The organism is Mesorhizobium sp. FG116 (genome assembly GCF_057809835.1).
Map to the genome: position 1 here is coordinate 1 of NZ_JBMDKS010000011.1, position 17704 is coordinate 17704.

Below are 17704 nucleotides of genomic sequence, written 5' to 3' on the forward strand. Positions count from 1 at the left end.
GCGCGCTGACGCCGGTGATGGTGAGCGGATCGCCATTGGCATCGGTGTCGTTGGCGAGCAGGGCTGCCGCAGCAATCTGCAGCGCCGTGTTCTGCGTCGTCGTGTAGCCGGTGTCGTTGGTGGCGACCGGCGGCGTGTTGGTCACCGGCGTCTGGCTGAAGACGACATCAACCCAGTAGTTGGTGTTGGCGTAGGTGCTGGACGGGAACAGATTGCCGTTGCCGTAGGTGTAGACGCCGGCCGTCGCCGTCAGCGGGCCGTTGGTCTTTGGCGTGGCGAAGTAGTTCGACGTCGAGGTGTAGCCGCCGAAGCTGTGGAAGCTTGCGACATAGGTGGTGCCGGCGGTGATGGCGACAGGGTTGGAGAAGGTGACCGTCTGCCAGCCGCTTGCCGTCTCGTTGGTGAAGGTGGCAGTCGCAAGCACCGTACCGGTCGAAGACCACAACGTCCCGGTATGCGTGCCGACGTCGCTCGCGCCCTTGTAGTATTTGATGCCGGTGATCGAACCCGACGCCGACGAGGTGAAGCGAACACCAAGGTTCAACTCCACACGGTCCGGATCGGTCAAGCTCGCAGGTGTGTCTGTCGCCGCGAATATGGTCTGGTTAACAGCCGGATCCGTGACCGTCATGTTGACGATTGCCGAGCCTACACCACCCCTGCCGTCAGAAATCGAATAGCCGAAGCTGGCTGCGCCGGTATAGCCGGCGTTCGGCGTGAAGGTGATGGTGTTGTTCTGAGCGTTGAAAACCACGGAGCCGTGGGCTGCCGCGCCAGCGCCTGTCAGCGAGAGAATGTCGCCGTTGGGATCGGTGTCGTTGGCGAGCAGCTGGGCCGCCGTGAAGGTGAACGACGTGTCCCGAGTAATCTGGAACCCATTGTCGTTCACGCCGACGGGCGGCGCATTGACGCTGTTGGTCGGGCTGAAGATTACATCGACGAAGTAGTTGACGCCATTGGAAGAGCTGGTGGGGAAGGCTGAGGTGTCTGCGTAGGTGTAGTAGCCGTTGCCGGCGGGCGCGGTAAGCGGCCCGTTGGTCGTTGCAGTCGCAAAGTAGTTTTCCGTGTTCGCATAATGACCGGCGGACAGATAGCTGACCATGTAGGTGGTGCCGGCGGAGATCTGCACGGGATTGCTGAAGATCACCGTTTGCCAGCCACTGGCGGTTTCGTTGGTGAAGGTTGCCGTAGCAAGCTTGGTGCCGGTGCTGGACCATAGCGTCCCGACATGGGTGCCGCCGTCGCCGAGGCCCTTGTAGAACTTCATGCCGATGATGGTGCCGGCTTGGGACGACGAGAACCTCATGCCGACATTGACGAACCGGTCGTCACGGTCGGAGAGGATTTCGGGAACTACTGATGGAGAAAACAGGCTGGTCAACTGGGCCGGGGTAACCGTGATGTTGACGCCGGCTCCGGGCGTTTCGAGATTGACGCTGTCGTCGACCGCGCGCGTCTTGATATTGTAGGTGCCGCCGGCAAGCGGCGTGAACGTGTAAGTCCAGTTTTCCAGCCCGCTTGCGCGACGCCAGGTGGTGCCGCCGTCGGTGGATACCTCGACCACGGCCACCAGGCCGCCACCGCTGTCGGTTGCCGTGCCGCTGATGACCACCGGCTGTCCGGCGGTATAGCTGCCGCTTGATGCCGGCGACGTGACCACGCTGACCGGCGCGGTGTGATCGGTTGTCTGCGATGCCGCCACGAGGCTGGCCATCAGCGTTCCGGGCTGGACGCCCATTTCGGCGAACAGGTTGACCATCGCCTGCTGGACATTCGGATCGGTGGGGGTCGCTTCGTTGTCATGGTGGTCGTCCAACCCCCACGACCAATAGACGGTGCCTGCGCCGAAGACGAGCGCGCCGCTTGGCGCGCGATACATGGTCAAGGCGTGCGTCGCTGTTCCCGGACCCGTGGTGTTACCGTAGTCGAGCAGGAGCGTGTTCACGTCAACCGTCGTCGACGACAGGTTGATCAAGCCGGCCGGGCGCGCGCCGTTGTCGACGTCGGAATCCCATTCGTAGCCGAGCAGATTCTTCTGCAGCGAGTAGACTTGCCCGGGCTGGAGATCGGCCACCGCCGTGTTGCTCCAGAAGCGGAAATTGGACATGTTGTACGGTATTGTGATGGTGTCGAGACGGTAGGAATCGACGGTGAAGATCGTTCCCGTCAACCCGTTCTCCGGCTGTCCGGCGCCAAGTTCAGGATCGCGCCATGTCGAGGTGGTATTGCCCGGATCGGTGTCGGCGTTGTCCCAGCGCTCCTTGTAGGACACCATGGTCTTGTATGGCGTGCCGGTACCGTCGATGCTCGATTCCCAGCGCACCTGCCAATAGACTTCGTTGCCGCTGAGAAAAGCCAGGTTGACGCCGGCGTCGCGCGCGGCTTCGACATTGGCCCTTTGCTGTGCCGACCAATATTCGTCATGGCCGACAGACAGGAATATCTGGCTGTTCAATAACTGCGAGCCGGAACGGTCGGTATCGATACCGGTGATGTAGTTGACATCGTATCCGTTCTGTTCGAGCCACCGGATCGTCGGGTATTCGACGGAAAAGATGAAGTCCTGCGGGCCTGCCGAAAAGCCACCGTCACGGGTGATGATCGGACGGTTGTAGCTGACGGCGCTGGCGCGGCCGGCATGGCCGCCTGCATCGATGCCGCCATAAAGGTTGTAGCCGCCCCACCAATTGTATGCCTGCCAGGTCGTGTCCGAAGTCTGGAAGGTGATGTCACTCGTCGCTTCGTCGTCGCGCACGATGAACGGGATGACGTTGGATCCGCGCGATCCGTCGAGGCGGGTGAGCTTGGCGATATAGACACCCGACACCGCGTCGGCTGGAACGTCCCACGATGCCGAAACCGACCAGTTGCCGGCGTCGACCAGCTTCCTGACCGGGTCGAAGAGAGGATTAGGCTGGACCTGCGCGCTCGCCAGCGTTTTGTTGATGGTGGTGACCTTGCGGGCGCCGTCGCCACCGTAATAGCCAAGACGGTAGATATCGATGCGATAATTGGTCGAATCGGTGTCGATCTTGAAGTCGACCCGCTGGCCGTGGTTGAGCGAAAACTGGACGGAGAAGCCCTCGATCGACGAATCGGCTGCGCCGATCATCCATTCGCTCTCCGGCGAGCCTTGCTTCTGGTTTTCCAGGGTAATCGCGTTGGCCGGTCCGCTCAGCGCGGCAACGCCGTTGTTCGTGCCGCCGGAGGCCGATGTATCCATATATTGCGGGTCGGTCGGCGAAAGGCCGCCGCCGACCGGCGGTGCATATGTCGTGTCGTAATATTGCAGCACGCGAGCTGCATAGCCTGTCGGCTGGCCGTTAGACGCCGTCGGACCGCCAATGCGGATCGAGCATATCGTGCAGGCCCGTCCGGTGCAGGATCCGCATGCCATCGCAGCACCGGCCGCGCGCCAGTCCGCATTCCAGCCGGAAATCGTTGCGACGGGCGCACTGTCGAGTACTGTCGCGGGTGCCGCGTCCGGCGCCGCGCCGGCGCTCTGCGACGATTGCGAAGTCCCGGTCGTCGCGGGTGCCTGCACAAGCGTGGGCTGTGGCGTCGCGTGATCGTTTGGCGCAGGTGGCGGCGCACTTGCGCCCGATGATCCGCCGGGCGCGGGAGCCGATACGCCGGACAGAGCCGGCGCGGGAGTGGGCGTCAGCAAGGATGTGACCAGGTTCTGCGCGGTCGCTGCCAGTTGCTGAAGATTGCCGTAGCGACCCGAAAACTCCGGCGCGTGCTCGGGGGCGTAGCCATCCCTGCCGGTGTTCATGGCCAGGACGGAGCCTAGGAAAGCGGACGCTGCGGTGACTATCTCAGGCGATTCGACCTTGGCCTGCCGCTGTGCTGCGCGCGAAACCTTGACCTGGCGTTTTCCGGAAGCCCGCGGCGTGCTGGTTTCGGCCAACACCGTCGTGGCGGTGGCGCTGTCCAGCGCGGCCATCTCCTTGACGGAAGCAGGTGTGTTCTCGGAAACCGCGGCCGCAGCTTTCTTGGCCTTGCGCTGCAAAGCCGGCTTTTGCCCGTTGCCAGCGACCGACGATTTGCCGCGATGCCCGCCAAAAGCCAGGTTTTCGATCGCCGGAAAATTTCCGGACCCCGTCGAGCCGTCCGTCAACGGCGATCTTTCACGTTTGTCGTCGAGCATTTTCATCGTCGTGAGCCCGGAGTTTGGCAATGTCGCATTGCACGATTGAACGCCTATGTTCGCCCGCGCGCACCCGCTTTGACTATTGGCTTCTTCGGGTGAATAGAGGTCCCACCAACGATCTAGTCCCGTCCCGATGAATTAGATCGCGGGTGCGTTGACGGGCTTCCGGGTCGAGGCCGGCGACTGGCGGAAAACCGGCTGCGGATTTCGTCTAAAGCTGCCGCAATTTCGCGACTTGGCCGGCAAGTTTTGCGGGGTCGCCGGCGATGCGCACGGTTTTCAGCCGTGCCGTCTGTCCGGCAATGATCGTCACGGCAGAAGCGGGGACACCGAAAACCTTGGCGACCAGCCGCTCGAGTGCGGCGTTGGCTTCGCCCTTTTCAGGAACTGCGCGGACCCGGGCCTTCGCGTGGCTGCGTCCATCGGAAGCTGTTTCAACTCCCTCAATGGCATCTACCGCCGATTTCGGTGTCAGGCGCACATGGAGGTCGATGCCATCGTCGCGAAGCCGGAAAGCCTGGCTCATGGCTGGAGCGCAGGTGTCGGAAGTTGGCTCAAACGACCAGCGGCAGCACTGTCGTCAGCAGGAATTGCCGAACGAAGAACAGCAGAAGCAGGAGGATGATAGGCGAAATATCGATGCCGCCGAGGTCGGGCATGAAGCGACGGATCGGCCGCAGGGCCGGTTCGGTCAGCTTGAACAGCATGTTGCCGATGGTGCCGACGAACTGGTTGCGCGGGTTGACCACATTGAACGCGTAGAGCCACGAGAAGATGGCCGAGGCGATGATGATCCACCAATAGAGGTCAAGCGCCAGAACAAGGGTCTGAATAAGGGCGATCATGCCGTTCTCCAATTGTTGCCGACATGTAGCCATTGCCGGCAAAACGAGCAAGGCCCGCCGGAGCGAAGACGGGCGCGAGGATCGCCGATGTGGCCAATTGCTCGCTTGACAGTGGATGGCGCGGCCTCATAAATGCGCCATCCGTTGGACGGGGCTGTAGCTCAGCTGGGAGAGCGCGTCGTTCGCAATGACGAGGTCAGGAGTTCGATCCTCCTCAGCTCCACCAACGGTTTTCCCTAAACAGGTTTCCACAATTGCCGTTGTTGAATATTGCGTGATTTCCGGGGCTTAGCAGTATGTGGCGTTGCTGAGCAGGGGCGGGGAGACGTGATTTGTGGCTGTGCGCGGCGTCAAAGCCCAACCGTCTCTATGCGCGTCCTTCGCAGACCACAAGTTTGGCTGGATGATGGTTGGATGATCGCAAGCATGCTGGGTTGATTGTTGCGAGGAACTCTGGCGATCAGTGTATATGGCTGTGGATTGGTGATGGCTTGGCGAGGATTTGGCCAACGCTGCGATGCCGGTCCGGCAAGTGCATATATCACGATGACACTATGCCGTCTGATATCAGGCGATGGCCTGGGCTTGATCAGACCATGTTGTTGGCAGATTGAGCCGTGCCAGTCTGCGCGCCGTTAGGTCGACTGGCTGCCGGCCTGACAGGATTTGATCTAGGAGATGCGGTGATAGAAACGCTAGCGGCAGCAGGCGACCTACATCGGCGCGATGGACACCGAACTGAGAAGCGATGTCGTTGATGGTCAGTGGCGGCTTTGATGTCAGCTGTGCGAGATAGAGATGCGCGCGGGAGACCAGATTCACGAGCGCGGTGTCTGGATTTTGAGTTGGGGGCTCACCATCGATCACCATGCGCATTTCATTGCCGCGCCGCTTTATGCTGGTTGGAAGGCTGATGGAGGCCAACGATTCTTGATGGACATTATCGGCTTCTGGACTGGCTCCTCGTGTTGATGTCGTCGGCTTGTCCGAAGTCCCAATAAGCTGAAGCAGAGCTGGCGTGTTGACGTCAAATGTAATGGCATCGGTTGCCAGGGTGATCTTGTGGAAGACGGTGGCAAGGATGGTGCGCCGGTCGGCTTCGGTCTCGTCAGCAAGGATTGTGCCTATGCACTTTGCTCTGTCCAATCCGGACTGGAGATTTGATGATGATGGGGCGTGGACAGATATCCAGTCGGATAAACGTGCCCGATCATTTAGAAGTCGTGTTGCAAACTGCAGCACCGCGGCTTCGATCATCGGCGCAGGGATGCGCCATGCTGTGCTATCGTAGCGCTTGGCCTTCCTGATGCGGCTTGAGATGTAGTAGCGAAAACGCTTGCCACGTGTCCTGGCATGGCTGGGGCTCATGCGATCGCCGCTGTCATCAAACAAAAGCCCGGTCAGCAAATGGGCGCCAGGCTGGGTGCCTGATCCACGTGGTGCTGCAGCTTGATCAGCCAACAGTCTCTGAACCTGACCGAACTGGTCCGTGTCGATTATTGCTTGGTGCTCTCCATCATAGACATTGTTGCGGTGGCGCAGCTTGCCGACATAGATGGGGTTAGCCAGGAGCTTATAGAGCATGCCGCTTCCGACGCGTCGGGAGTAGCCGGTGAGAGATGGGTCCATGTCATTGCTTTGTTCGAGGGCGATCGCTTGCCTGGTGGTCTCTGCAGCAAGGGCAGGGACGGAGCGAAGTTCGAGGTACCTAGCGAAGAGGCTACCTACGAAGCTTGCCTCAGGTTCCTTGATGAGCAACTTCCGGCTCTGAACCTGATACCCCAGTGGTACCCTGCCACCCATCCACATGCCTTTTGCCTTTGAAGCTGCGATCTTGTCGCGGATACGTTCGGCTGTGACCTCGCGCTCGAACTGCGCGAAGGAGAGCAGTACGTTGAGGGTGAGGCGACCCATGGAGGTGGTGGTGTTGAACTGCTGGGTGACAGAGACAAACGAGATGTCATTTGCATCGAACACCTCGACGATCTTGGCAAAGTCGGTCAAGGAACGGGTCAGGCGATCGATCTTGTAAACGACGACGACATCGATCTTCCGATCGCGAATGTCCTGCAGCAGGAATTGCAATGCCGGCCGCTCCATGGTGCCGCCTGAGATGCCGCCATCGTCGTAGTGATTGGCAACAAGCTTCCAGCCCAATCCTGCCTGTGATGCGATGAAGGCGGAACAGGCGACACGCTGAGCGTCGAGCGAATTGAACGCTTGGTCGAGACCTTCTTCTGTTGATTTGCGAGTGTAGACCGCGCAGCGCAGGAGCCGCTTTGCATTCATAGCCCGAAGAACCTCGGACCTGACCAATGAGTACCCGTGATCTGATGGGCTATTGCAGTCAGCGACGTGTAGACCTTGGCCTCGAACACAAAGCCGCCTTCGATGACGGTGATGACATGACGCTTGCCATTCCACTCGCGGATAAGCCGGGCTCCCGGTGCGGGTTGCTTTCGCCTTGGTCCAGCGGTTTGGCCCATCCCAGAAGAGGTGCTCTCACCAGCAGCAGCCGGACCTTGTCGGCGTGCCGCTATTGCTCGCTCCAGATCACCAATCGCCGCCTTCAGCGTGCGGCGGGTCGCTGGTGACAAGCTACCCCACCGCTTTGCCTGGACATGCCAGGCTGCTGACCGGATCAAGAGATCTCGATGCAGGCTCTTGGGTGGCGCGACCTCATATGCTTCTTGCCATCGTCGTGTCAGGTCTTCGCGCGGGAGCTTGCCCAGACCGGCGATCTCTTCCGCCACCTCCTTGCGCGCGAACTTTTGTCTCGGGCGTCTCATGGTAAGAGGTCCGCAACGTCATTGATCACCCGGTAGCGACGGGTACCATCTTTGCCCACCTCGCTGACCAGTTTGAGGTCCAGCTTCTTTCGCACTGTGCCGGACAGAAAGCCGCGCACCGAGTGCTGCTGCCATCCAGTCAAGTCGACCAGTTGCGCAAGCGTTGTTCCTTTTGTGGTGCGCAGCTTCTTCAAGACCAAATCGGTCTTGCTAGGACCAGTTTTGCTGAAGTTCGTGGGGGTGACACTGGTGCTGCTGCCACGTGTCGCTGTCGTCGCCTTCGATATAACCGAGCCTGTCGCCCCCGTAGGGGCTAAAGGCGCCTTGTCATCTTTGCTCGAATTCTGCGCTTTCGAGCTTTTGTCACGGGGAGACGTTTTCTTCGTGGAAGGGCCATTCGCAGACTGCGGGTTGGAGCGGACAGCTTCGCCGCGCTGGGCAGCAAGATCGTTATTGCCGCTGTGGATCAAAACCATGCTAGGTTCTCCTTCGGTTCATGCGCCGAACCATCCGGCGCTTGTACCGACGAAGGCCCGCATCCTGGCGGGCTTGAGAACCTCGACGACGAGAAGACCTTTTCTCTCCATCCGTCGTCTAGAACAGCAATGCTTCGTTTGCTTAGTAAGTCCAGGGGAAGTTCAGGCTGCCGCGTCTGTTCTGCTTTCCTTTGCAACCGTCTCGAATAGTTGCCGCCAGCAAGCCGTCAACTCATCCACCGAGCCTTCCATCGACCGAGCCAAAGCTGCGAGTGCGGCGGGTTCGATGCTCTCTCGATGCTCCCCCAATATCCACAGGGTCGCCAGAATTCCTTCCAGATGACGTAGTTCCGGCTCTAGCCGGTGCACGGTATCGACAACGCCGGAGTTCTTGAACGTGAGTTCTGCTGTTTGCCCTCGGCTCTTCGCCATCGATTGCCCCAAACTTCAAAGCCAGTGGCACTACTGCTTGCCGTAGCGAAGAAGTCCAGCCCATTGTCGAGAGATATCGGGCCAACACGATAAGAATTTCATGCCCTTGAGGAAGCTAAGGCATCAAATATCGAGAAAAGCGATGGTCTTCCGAAGTGATGATCAATCTTCTTTTCTTCGCCAACCTATCCAAAAAGATGTGGATTTAGTGTTTTTGTGCTATGATACGCGGATAATTATTGTCGCGTGCTGATCTTCGCCTCGCGTAGTTGTCGCCTTCGGATCTTGCGCGGCCAGAAGGATCATACTATTAACCGTATACCTCTTGGCATTGTCGCTATTTTCTCTCCCCTCCGCTCTCCTACCAACTGAGGTTTGCATGACCGAAGAACTGTAATCCAAGTCCGTGTTCATTGACCTAGATGTTATGGCGATATAACCCAGCAAGAACGAATACTGCTATAATAATAGACCACGTGAATATGTTCCATACGATCTTTCTTCCTATAAATCGGTTATATCTTGACTCGAGCTCTCTCTCGGGCTGCCTAAATGATTCAATTTGCGCGAGTAGAGTATCTCGACGATACATTTTCCATCTTTGAAAAGAAAATATACCTGCGCCAATCGACACAATAAATAGAGCCGAACGAAGCCAAGCTGGCGAATCCCCTAGGAAATATTGAAATAGCGCAACGCATATCGCGAAAGTCAAAAATCCGATCCACTCACCGCCACGTGCACTCAATTCGTTGAGATATTTTTCACATTCCTGATCGGTTGGTAATCTCTGATTAGTATTGTATGTAACCGCCTTTTCGGCAGTCCGTTCGACGTGTGCCGAAGTTCCTTCCATAAGGTGAGAAAGGGGTGTCACCTGAATCTTGAAATCTTCGTGACTGGAAATGGATTGCCAAGGACCAGACTGAGTTGTCGATATCTCGTCGGTTCCCGATATCCTGTTTGATAGAAGTAAGGTTTCGATATCGTTTTTTGACGACGGGCCGTAAATGCTGCTGCCCTTCTTTATATACCAAATGGTATCCACAGCGTGTTCCCCTTCTATATAATCACGTGAAATAATAACTCACCGCCCGCTTTCTGAGAGCTGTAGACTATTTAATCTCTTGTAGGTAGTTACCTAGTCAATTGCCACTCAATTTACCTCTTTTGAGGGTAATGCTGGCACAGAAGGCATTGGCCGTGGCAGCGGCGATCATCACCGCGTCATAGGGGGTCCGTGGGAATCTCTGCAACAATACTCGCTAAGGGGCTCCGTGGGAGTTGCTCCAGCCTTGTACGTTAAGGGCGGGGCGGCTGTTTTGGGGTGACGGGAAGCAAGTGATTTCCGCGCACGACCCTCAAGGGGTGCAATTGATCGCGCAAGACGGCGATATTTTGCAGCACGACAAGCCGAACGCCGGCATGTCATGGCGGCACCAGTACCGATGCTTGCTGTCGACACGAAGCCCGGCCCCTTCACGCTGACAATGGCAGTAGCCAACGAGATTTGGTCGCCAGACCTCCCTCAATCGCCAATAGAGGTTATCTTAACCTAATGATAACGTGCCATTATCATTCATCATAGCCTGTCGACAGTCGCGGCGATTTTATGCGAAATGGAGCGCAAATGGAGCCGCTTAGGCCTCGGCTGAGCTTTTTCGGTCTTTTCGCAGCTTTGGCCACCGCCGACTGCTGTTTTATCGCTACCATGCGGCCGAAGCTGATCCTGTTCGACGAGCCGACCAGCATGCTCAGACCCGAACTGGTTTCCGACGTGCTGGACGCAATGTAAGACCTCGCCGAAAGCGGCATGCCCATAGTGGTAGTGACGCACGAGGTCACCTTTGCTCCCGAAGTTGCAATCCGGATCGTGTTCATGGCCGGGGGTGAGATCGTCGAGCAGGGCAAGCCGGCCGATGTGCTCGGCAATCCGTCGCATCCGCCGCGCACGCATTTCTGGCCAAGGTGCAATAGCGGGCAATCGTTTTAGCGCGGCGTCCAGTGCCGATGGCCTGAAGCACGATTATCAGCCGCACACAAAGTATGATCGACTAATATGCCCAGCCCGGCTCGAGCCGGGCAAAGCATCAAGCATATTCAAGAAGTCTATTCGGCAAGGCGGGCCATGGTCTTGCGATAGGCCTCGAAAATGGCGGCCTGCTGCGGGTGGTGGCGGTCGCGGATCACCCATTTGCCTGCGACCATGACGTCGCGCACCGGGTTCTGCGTGCCGCCCAGCAGCCAGCCGTCCAGCGCGGTCTGCGGGCCGTGGCCGAGAAGCACGTTGCTGTCCGGATCGAGCATGACCAGATCGGCCCGTCGGCCGGCGATCAGCGCGCCGCCGCCCTGAGCGGAGGCCTGCTCGCCGCCGGCAAGCGCCGTATCGAACAGGATGCGGCCGCTATGGGCCTCCTGTCCGTTTTGCGATTGCGCGATGACGTTGCGGCGGTTGAGCTGCAGCCGCTTGCCGCATTCGAGCATGCGCAGTTCTTCGGCGGTGGAGGTGGAATAATGGCTGTCCGTGCCGATGCCCCAGGCGCCGTCGGCACTATGATACTCGACCAGCGAGAAGAAGCCGTCGCCCATGGTCGCCTCGGTCAGCGGGCACAGGCCCGCCACCGCGCCGCTTGCCGCCATTCCGGCGACTTCGGAAGCGTCCAGATGCGTGGCATGCACCAGGCACCAGTCGGCATTGAGGTCGACATTGTCGATCAGCCATTGCACCGGGCGGGCGCCGAGCCCCGCTTCCACTTCCACCACTTCATGCGTGGTTTCCGAAACGTGGATGTGCAGGCGCGCCTTCGGATCCATCGCCTTCATGCCGGCAAGGGCGGCCTTCACCTCGTCCGGCGTCACTGCGCGCAGCGAGTGCAGGGCAAGGCCTACGTTCAGATTGGCATGGTCGCCCCGACGGCTGCGCAGGGTTTCGATGAGCTTCAGATAATCGTCCACCGAATGGCCAAAGCGCCGCTGCGTCGGCTCGACCGGCTTGCTGATGCCGCCATGGGCATAGAGCACCGGCAACAGCGTCAGCCCCAGGCCGGTGCGGTCGGCCGCCGCGATCAGGCGATCTGACATCTCGGCCGGGTTGGCGTGGAACTGGCCGCCGGTCTGGTGATGCACGTAGTGGAACTCGCAGACGGCGGTCATGCCGAATTGCAGCATCTCCAGATAGACCAGCCCTGCAATCGCTTCGTAGTCCTCCGGCGTCAGCCGGTCGACCATCCGGTACATTTCCTTGCGCCAGGTCCACAGATTGTCTTCGGCACGCGCGCCGGTGACGAATTCGGTGCGCCCGGCAAGGGCACGCTGGAAAGCGTGCGAATGCAGGTTGGACAGGCCGGGAACGCCAAAGCCGCGCAACGTGGTCACGTTACTGGCCTGGGGTTTCGTGGCCGACACGGAAAGGATGCGCCCGTCGCTGCCGACCTCCAGATAGCCGGGAGACAACCAGCCGTCGGGCTGGTGGAGGTGCTCTATCTCGTAGACTTGTGTCATCTCGGCTCCTTCAGGCACCAGTGGCGCATCGGCAGACGGGGCGGCGCCCTGCCTCACATGGCATCGCCGCCGTCGAACATGATCTTTCCGGCTTTCAGCACCAGCCGGGCGCGGCCCCGCCCCAGCCCGTAGGCCATGTCCACGAAGCGCTCGTAGGGGAAGATCGCGACATCGGCCTGCTTGCCGGCTTCCAGCGAGCCGAGGCGGTCACCGCGATCGAGCGCCATCGCCGCGTGCAACGTGCCGGCACGGATCGCCTCGGCGGGGCTGAACTTGTAGAGCCGGCAGGCCAGTTGCACGACGAAGGGCATGGATTCCAGCCAGCAGCCGGGACACATGTCCGTCGCCAGCGCCATCGTCACGCCGGCGTCGAGCATAGCGCGGGCGTCGAAGGGGCGGTTGTGGCCGACGGCGAAGTCGAGCCCAGGCATCACCACGCAGACGACGCCCGCCTCGCGCAAAAGCGCGTATTCCGCCGGGTCGGTGTAGTTCATGTGATCGGCCGACACCGCCTTCATTTCGGCGGCGAGCGTCGAGCCGCCAATATGGGAATAGGCATCGGTGTGGATCTTGATCTTCAGCCCGTGGTCGAGCCCGCGCTGCAGAATCGCGCGTGTTTCCTCCACCGTGTAGTAGCCGTCGTCGCAATAGACGTCGTTGAACTCGGCAAGCCCCCTTCGCGCCACTTCCGGGATCATCTCGTCCGTGATCTCGGCGATATAGGCGTCGCGGCTCCTGTCATCGGGAAATTCGTGCGCGCCAAGGAAGGTCGAGACGATCTCGATCGGCTGGCGCTCGCCAAGCAGCTTGTTGACCTCAAGCATCTTGATCTCGGTCGCGGTGTTCAGCCCGTAGCCGCTCTTGCTTTCCACCGTCGTGGTGCCGCAGGCCAGCATGTGTGCGAGCCGTTCGGCGGCGCTGCCGGCAAGCTGCTCCTTGGTCGCCTCGCGCATCATGCGCGCGGTTGCCGTGATGCCGACCGGAATGCCCATGGTGCGGATTTCATCGGCGCTGCGCCCGCGCACTTTCTGCGCGTATTCCTCGACCCGCGATTTATGGAAGACCAGATGGGTGTGACAGTCGACGAAACCCGGCATCACCAGCCCGCCGCGGGCGTCGATCCGCTCGGCTAAGGAGAGGTCGTGGCCGGCGGCGATTTCGGCCGGAGTGCCGATGGCGGCGATCCCGGTACCCGAGATCGCCACCACCGTATTCGTGCGGGCACCGACAAGATCGGGTGCATCGGCAGCGCAAGTCAGGACCTGGCCTGCGTTTTCGATGAGCGCCGTGATCTTGCCCATGGCGGTGCCTCCTTATGCTTATGTGGTCTTCTTCTGCGGCGCCTTGGCGTCGTCGGGCCCGAAGGTCGCGGTGGGGGTCCACCACAAGGGAACCTGCACGCCATCCTTGGTGAACCGGTCGGACGCCGTCTTGCGCGCGATATCATAGCCCGCCTGGGCATGGCGAACCACGCCGATGCCGCTGTCGGTGGTCAGGCAGGCGGCCAGGCGAACGTCGGCCTCGGCCGAGCCGTCGGCGATCATGGTAACGCCGGTATGAACGGCCTCACCCATCGAGTAGTTCTCCTGGATCGCCACCAGATCGGCGCCGGCGGCGACGTTCAAGAGCGCATTCAGGTAGGGCCAGTCGGAAATCAGGTCGCTGCCGTCCTTCATCCGCTCGGATTCGAAGGTCGGGTTGACGATGGAGCCCGAGTCCAGATTGTCGCGCGAGAACGCGACCGGCCCTTTCAGTTCGCCCGAACGAACCATTTCGTTGACGCGCATGCCGAACGCCTTGCGCTGGCCGAAGCCGAGATAGCAGATGCGCGCCGGCAGGCCCTCGATCGGAATATGCTTGCGGGCAAGCTGGATCCAGCCCCGCACCAGATCATCATCGGCGAACATTTCCTCGACCACGTCGTCCAGCTTGGCGAGATCGCCGGCGTCGCGCGACATGCAGGTCCAGCGGAACGGCCCGCGTCCTTCGCAGAAGAGCGGGCGGATGTAGGCGGCGACGAAGCCGGGGATCTTCATCGCCTCGTCCACCGGCATGCCGGCATCGCGGCTTTCCTTGCGCAGCGAGTTTCCGTACTCGAAGACCTGAACGCCCTTGTCGTAGAACTCGTTCATGATCTGGAGCTGCTCGATCATCGAGGCGCCGGCCAGCTTGAAATATTTGTCGCGGTTGGTCTTGCGCAATTCGCGCGCCTCGTCGACCGTCAGGCCGTTGGGGATATATGACAGCGGGTCATGCGCCGGGGTCATGTCCGTGATGATATCGGGCGTGAAGCCGGTATCGCGCGCTTTCTTCAGAACATCCACTGCATTGCCGATCAGCGCGATGCCGAGCGACCGCTTTTCTGCGGCCGCCTCCCTGGCCAGTTTCACAGCCTCGTTAAAATCATGCACGACCACGTCGCAATAGCCCACCTCGAGGCGGTGCTTGGCCACTTTCTCGTCGGCGTCGGCACAGATGCAGACACCACCCAGCATGGTCATGGCGCGGGGCTGGTTGCCGCCCATGCCGCCCATGCCCGCCGTGAGCAGGATGCGGCCCTTAAGGCTGCCACCGAACTTCTGATCGCCGATGGCCACCAGGGTCTGGAAGGTTCCCTGGATCACGCCCTGCGTGCCGATGTATTCCCACGGTGCTGCGGTATACTGGGCGTAGATCGTCAGGTTCTTGTCCTGCAGATCGTAGAAGATCGGCCATGTTGCCTTCATGATGTTGGTGGTGGCCATCACCACACGCGGCGCCAGCGTGTTGGTCTTGAAGATGGCGACCGGCATACCCGACTGCACCACCAGCGTTTCGTCGTTCTCAAGCTCCTCCAGCGACTTGACGATGGCGTGATAGCTTTCCCAGTTGCGGGCGCATTTGCCGATGCCACCATAAATGACCAGTTGCTCCGGATATTCGGCGTTCTCCATGTTGTTTTCGAGCATGCGCAGGATGCTTTCCTGCTTCCAGCCCTTACAGCGCAGGTTGTTTCCGCCCATTGCACGAACGGAATAGAGAATCTCGGGTTTACTCATCGTGGCCTCCTCGCTGGGTCGCAGATCGCTGCAGGTAATCACAGCGATATAAGTGATATATACAACTACATATCAATGCTCCGACAGCCCCTGTCAAGTGCCGTTTTTTGTCTCTGACCTAGGAAGGTTGGCTTGTTGTGGCAAGCTGCCATGATGTGTATATGCTGGCACGAGACGTGATCTGGCGGGATGTCATGAACGGGCGCAGAGATTTGAGGAAGAGCAATCAATCGGCTGGCGGCGGAACTCTTGCACTTTCGCTCGGCCAGCAGATTCGCAACCACGTTTTGGAAAAGATCGCCAGCGGTGAATGGCCGGAAGGTAGCCGCATTCCATCCGAAGCCAAATTGGTCGAGCAACTGGGGGTGTCGCGAATGACGGTCTATATCGCGCTGCGTGACCTGTCAGCTGAAGGCGTGCTGCTGCGCAAGCAGGGGGCAGGCACCTTCGTTGCGCCCCGCCGAAGTCACTCGACATTTCTTGAATTGCGCAACATCCACGCGGAAATCGAGGCGCGAGGCAATCGGCACACAACCGACGTTCATTTACTGGAACAAGTAAGCAGCGACCTCGCTGTGGCGACGGAACTCAACATTTCTCCGGGCACAACAGTCTTTCACTCGGTCCTGGTGCACCGGGAAAACGGCAAACCCATCCAGATTGAGGACCGGTATGTCAATCCACAATTCTCGCCCGACTATATCGAACATGATTTTACCAAGATTACCCCGAACGAACATCTGATGGCGATAGCGCCATTGGAGGAAATCGAACATGTGATCCAGGCTGTGCTGGCTGACGGACAAAGCAGCGAACTGCTGGAATTGCACCTCGGCGATCCGGTCCTGCTCATGCGTCGGCGCACTTGGTCGCGCGGTATGATCGCAACGAGCGCGCGCCTCCTGCACCCCGGCGCCAGATTCAGCCTGGCCGGGCGAATGGTCGTACAACGCTAGCGGAGTCAGTCGCAAGACACGTCACTAGCATCAGCGGTTTCTGGAGCGGAGCGCCTGATCCGTCATCCGAGGCGCCAACCATCGAGTGACGCCTATCGATTGCGACGCATGCACCAGACTACGACTGTCGGAGCGTAAGGCCGGTATCGACGCCTGCCGGATTGCTCGAAATCCATCGTACGCTTCTGACGCGACAGTGCGGCCACAGAAGGCAGCGCCGATATCCGCAAGCACAGGAACTGGCGCTTGACAAGGTAATTACCATATAGTTGTATATGCAACTATTGGGTTGGCATTGGTCGCTCGATCTGGCCAAAACACTGCAATGACTCTGGGAGGATCTAATGAGGTACCGATTTTTCAACAGGCGCATGGTTGCGGTGGTCGCAGCCCTTGCTTTTGCCGCCTATTCTGGCGTTGCGGCCGCCGATTCACCGGCGATCAAGATCGGGTTCTTTTCGCCGCAGACCGGTTTCGGCGCGCCGGACGGGCGCAGCGCACTGGCCGGCGCGCAGTTGGCGATCAATCAGGTCAATGCCGCCAACGGCATCGACGGGCAAAAGCTTGAGTTGATACCCTACGACGACGGCAGCGACCCCAAGCAGGGCGCCACCATCGCCACCAAATTGACCTCCCAGGACGGCGTCGTTGCAGCGGTAAGCGGCTCCTACAGCCCGCAGACGCTGGCCGCCGCCACGATCTTCCAGCGTGCTAAGACGGTGCTGGTTTCGGCCTATGCGGTCAATCCGGGCATTCCCAAGACAGGGAGCTACATCTTTCTGCAGGACGCCAACGGCACCGTGCAGGGCCGCGCCGGAGCCAAGTTCCTCGCGGACAAAGGGATCAAGAAGCCGGCCGTGATTTCCATCGACAACGATTTCGGCAATGCGCTGGTCGAAGGTTTCGTCGCCGAGGCGCCCAAGCTCGGCATGACGGTCGTTTCCACCGACAAGAACCAGTTCGGGGAAAAGGATTTTGGCACCATCATCCGCCGCGTGATCGCATCGGGCGCCGATGCCATCTACCTCGTCCAGTACGTTGCGGAGGGCAAGCAGTTTCTGCGCGATTGGGCACAGGCAGACGGAAAGCTGACGCTGCTCAGCACCGAGGGCATCGATTCCGCCGGATTCTATTCGATCGGCAAGCTCGCCGACGGGCTGATGTTCACAACTAACCTCAACCGTGACAGCAAGAGCGAAGAAACCCAGCAGTTTCTTTCGGACTTTGCCAAGGCCTACGACTTCCCCGTCGATATGGTCGCGGCCTCGTCGCATGACGCGGTAATGCTGGTGGTCGACGCGATGCGTAAAAACGGCGTAACTGCTGCGGACGTAAAAGCTGGGCTCGACGCGTTGCGTGATTTCAAGGGCGCGACCGGAACCTTCGAACGCTTCACGGAGAACCGCGAGGTCATCAAGCCGGTGCAGATCCAGGTCTTCAACGACGGCAAGATTTCCAGCGCCGGCGTCGTATCCGACCCAGACATCATCACACCGTGAGCCTGAGGCCGGATC

Annotated in this window: 12 protein-coding genes, 1 tRNA gene and 1 pseudogene; 4 read left to right on the plus strand and 10 right to left on the minus strand. The window is 59.8% G+C overall.

Features of this window, described 5'->3' with window-relative positions:
• The 3 genes from ACODTY_RS10735 to ACODTY_RS10745 form a co-directional block, all read right to left on the minus strand.
• On the minus strand, window positions 1-4150 hold a 4150-nt coding region (locus ACODTY_RS10735; RefSeq protein ID WP_488994263.1), incomplete at its 3' end, for a N,N-dimethylformamidase beta subunit family domain-containing protein.
• A 214-nt stretch (window positions 4151-4364) separates the two neighbouring features.
• Window positions 4365-4679 carry a DUF167 family protein gene (locus ACODTY_RS10740; RefSeq protein ID WP_488994264.1) on the minus strand — a complete coding sequence of 105 codons (315 nt, stop codon included), beginning with the start codon at window positions 4677-4679 and terminating at the stop codon, window positions 4365-4367.
• 28 nt (window positions 4680-4707) lie between these two features.
• The gene (locus ACODTY_RS10745) at window positions 4708-4998 is read right to left on the minus strand and encodes a YggT family protein (protein ID WP_488994265.1); all 291 of its coding nucleotides are present in this window, start codon (window positions 4996-4998) and stop codon (window positions 4708-4710) included.
• 150 nt (window positions 4999-5148) lie between these two features.
• Between ACODTY_RS10745 and ACODTY_RS10750 the strand changes: the two genes are divergently transcribed.
• Window positions 5149-5224, plus strand: a tRNA-Ala gene (locus ACODTY_RS10750).
• A 341-nt stretch (window positions 5225-5565) separates the two neighbouring features.
• Here the strand turns inward: ACODTY_RS10750 and ACODTY_RS10755 are convergent.
• The 4 genes from ACODTY_RS10755 to ACODTY_RS10770 all read right to left on the minus strand — a co-directional run bounded on the left by ACODTY_RS10755 (window position 5566) and on the right by ACODTY_RS10770 (window position 8695).
• On the minus strand, window positions 5566-7287 hold the full coding sequence (locus ACODTY_RS10755) for a recombinase family protein (RefSeq protein ID WP_488994266.1): 1722 nt from the start codon (window positions 7285-7287) through the stop codon (window positions 5566-5568).
• Window positions 7284-7787, minus strand: a complete 504-nt coding sequence (locus ACODTY_RS10760) for a DUF2924 domain-containing protein (protein ID WP_488994267.1) — start codon at window positions 7785-7787, stop codon at window positions 7284-7286. Before ACODTY_RS10760 ends, ACODTY_RS10755 begins: the two co-directional genes overlap by 4 nt.
• Window positions 7784-8263, minus strand: a complete 480-nt coding sequence (locus tag ACODTY_RS10765) for a DUF3489 domain-containing protein (RefSeq protein WP_488994268.1) — start codon at window positions 8261-8263, stop codon at window positions 7784-7786. The genes ACODTY_RS10760 and ACODTY_RS10765 overlap by 4 nt, the downstream gene beginning before the upstream one ends.
• A gap of 162 nt (window positions 8264-8425) precedes the next feature.
• A complete protein-coding gene (locus ACODTY_RS10770; protein ID WP_488994269.1) occupies window positions 8426-8695 on the minus strand; it encodes a hypothetical protein in 270 nt (89 codons plus the stop codon).
• Window positions 8696-10406: 1711 nt separating this feature from the next.
• Between ACODTY_RS10770 and ACODTY_RS10775 the strand changes: the two are divergent.
• Window positions 10407-10688, plus strand: a pseudogene (locus ACODTY_RS10775) (ectoine/hydroxyectoine ABC transporter ATP-binding protein EhuA); the annotation flags it as partial.
• Window positions 10689-10804: 116 nt separating this feature from the next.
• Here the strand turns inward: ACODTY_RS10775 and ACODTY_RS10780 are convergent.
• From ACODTY_RS10780 to hutU, 3 genes are read right to left on the minus strand one after another with little or no spacing between them, the layout of a single operon-like run.
• Complete coding sequence (locus ACODTY_RS10780; RefSeq protein ID WP_488994270.1) at window positions 10805-12196, minus strand: formimidoylglutamate deiminase; 1392 nt, start codon at window positions 12194-12196, stop codon at window positions 10805-10807.
• Window positions 12197-12249: 53 nt separating this feature from the next.
• On the minus strand, window positions 12250-13497 hold the full coding sequence (hutI, locus tag ACODTY_RS10785) for an imidazolonepropionase (RefSeq protein ID WP_488994271.1): 1248 nt from the start codon (window positions 13495-13497) through the stop codon (window positions 12250-12252).
• A gap of 18 nt (window positions 13498-13515) precedes the next feature.
• A complete protein-coding gene (gene hutU, locus ACODTY_RS10790; RefSeq protein ID WP_488994272.1) occupies window positions 13516-15234 on the minus strand; it encodes a urocanate hydratase in 1719 nt (572 codons plus the stop codon).
• Between the two features lie 194 nt (window positions 15235-15428).
• Here hutU and hutC point away from each other — a divergent pair, with 194 nt between their 5' ends.
• Both hutC and ACODTY_RS10800 read left to right on the plus strand, forming a co-directional pair.
• Window positions 15429-16190: a histidine utilization transcriptional repressor HutC gene (gene hutC / locus ACODTY_RS10795; RefSeq protein WP_488994273.1), complete on the plus strand. Its 762-nt coding sequence runs from the start codon at window positions 15429-15431 to the stop codon at window positions 16188-16190.
• Between the two features lie 344 nt (window positions 16191-16534).
• On the plus strand, window positions 16535-17689 hold the full coding sequence (locus ACODTY_RS10800) for an ABC transporter substrate-binding protein (protein ID WP_488994274.1): 1155 nt from the start codon (window positions 16535-16537) through the stop codon (window positions 17687-17689).
• The last annotated feature ends 15 nt before the right edge of the window (window positions 17690-17704 follow it).